This is a genomic window from Oribacterium sp. FC2011 (assembly GCF_000701645.1).
GTDB lineage: Bacteria > Bacillota > Clostridia > Lachnospirales > Lachnospiraceae > Oribacterium.
Genome location: NZ_JNJM01000063.1, coordinates 1 through 1,741 on the forward strand (window position 1 = coordinate 1; position 1,741 = coordinate 1,741).

Below are 1,741 nucleotides of genomic sequence, written 5' to 3' on the forward strand. Positions count from 1 at the left end.
ACCATAGGAAAGATACGTGATCTAATAAAGGAATGTATCGATACCGGAAAATGCCTTGAGAAAACAGAAACAGGAAATGACACGAATACTACGATGTCCGGTATTATGGGCGCAACGAATCAAGGGATGAAGATAAAAACACCCGGAGCATGGAGGTGCAGCTGTAATCAAGAAAACACAGGGAAGTTCTGTGTGAACTGTGGAAGTCCAAAACCTTCAGGAAAGTGGAAGTGTCCTAATTGCAACACTGAGAATGAAGGACCTTTCTGCGCCGGGTGCGGTGCGGCGAGACCGTAATAATATAAAACACACAGCCCGAAATACTCTGATGATTTCAAGGTATTTCGAGCTGTTTTTTAAATTACTTCGTCTTTATAATATGCTAAATATCCCTTTTTTTCTTCTCGATCCATAAAATCATTGAATTTAGCCACTGGCAAAGGGGGCACCAGTACTTCCCCTTGGAAGAAATCTACTCCCATGCCGGCTAATTTAACCATGTAGGAATCATCCTCAAGAAAATTAGCCGTGATACAGGTGTCATTCTCCTGCCCATAATCTATGAGCATGTTCACGATATACTTATTCGCTTTCAGTCCCTTTAAAGACAGCTCTTTTGTTATCTTCTGACCGATTGTTATGGAATTAAAGAAACCTTCTCTTAGATAATTAAACGCTATCGCACCGGCATCAAAGCCATCAACACCTACAACATATCCGCTGTTTTTCAGTTCAAGCATACACTCTATATTATCAGGCGTAGCCTTTACGGGTATATTGTCATTTTGGGTAATCGTTATCCAAAGTCTGTTCCTGTCTATGCCGGCCATGCTCATTCTGCCGTTTACATATTCACAAAGAGCTGGAGTCATGCTGCTGATCGCCAGGTTAACATCTAGTTTTACTTGTCCGTGTCCTTTACTCTTTAGGTACATCAGTTCAGCAACAGCATTATCTATTATGATTTGGTCCATATCTCTAAGCATTCCTATTCGGTATGCAAGGTAGATGATTAAAGGTGGGTATATGGTTTCTTTTTCATTTGATATTTTGCTCAGTGGATTCCATCGTATCAGCACCTCTGCCCCCACAAACTTTGAGTCCCTGTTCATCTGAGGCTGATAATCAAAAAATACATCACCGCATCTTTTTGGCACATTCCTCTTTAGGATACGCCGAAGAATATCGCTTAATGTATCTAATGTCCTTAAAAGAGATGCAGATAACAGCTCTTCATCAAATACCCTCTCTTCAGCTTCACATTTTTTATAAGCCTTCTCCAGATTATTAATCTCCTTGGCAAAGACATACAGATCATATTCATCCATCAGTTTAACAAATGGCATTAGAATGATAGTATCTATAAATGCTGCGAAGATTGCCACTCCTGACATAGCGATTGAGTGTGTCATCACATAGGCATATATGGGGAAAGGAGAAATTGCGAACGGTGTCATCGTTGCAATGGGTACGATACCCAATTTATGTGCAATAATGAATATTTCAAGGTTCAGTATAGGAAGAAATATCATCGGAAGTAAAAATATCGGATTAAATATAATGGGTATTCCATAAAGGATTACATGCGGGAAGTTTGATATTATAAACGGCGCCGATATTTTCGCAACCCACCGTCTCCTGTAGGATTTAGAGTTGCTCTAATTTTTATAAATAAACAGCCAGTGATCATACCTCGCATTATTTCCATAACTATCTGAAATCGGATAGTTATGGAAATAAT

1 protein-coding gene and 1 pseudogene are annotated in these 1,741 nt (G+C 39.4%); one reads left to right on the forward strand and one right to left on the reverse strand.

Features of this window, described 5'->3' with window-relative positions; genetic code table 11:
* A pseudogene (locus T357_RS21585) lies at nucleotides 1-297 on the forward strand (hypothetical protein); the annotation flags it as partial.
* A gap of 59 nt (nucleotides 298-356) precedes the next feature.
* On the opposite strand, the gene T357_RS0118380 reads toward T357_RS21585, so the two are convergent.
* Nucleotides 357-1,394, reverse strand: a complete 1,038-nt coding sequence (locus T357_RS0118380) for an EAL domain-containing protein (protein ID WP_197027380.1) — start codon at nucleotides 1,392-1,394, stop codon at nucleotides 357-359.
* Nucleotides 1,395-1,741: the final 347 nt, after the last annotated feature.

Excerpts from the sequence above, each read along its gene's own strand:
- T357_RS0118380 (WP_197027380.1), bottom strand. The coding sequence starts at position 1,394 with ATGTCAGGAGTGGCAATCTTCGCAGCATTTATAGATACTATCATTCTA.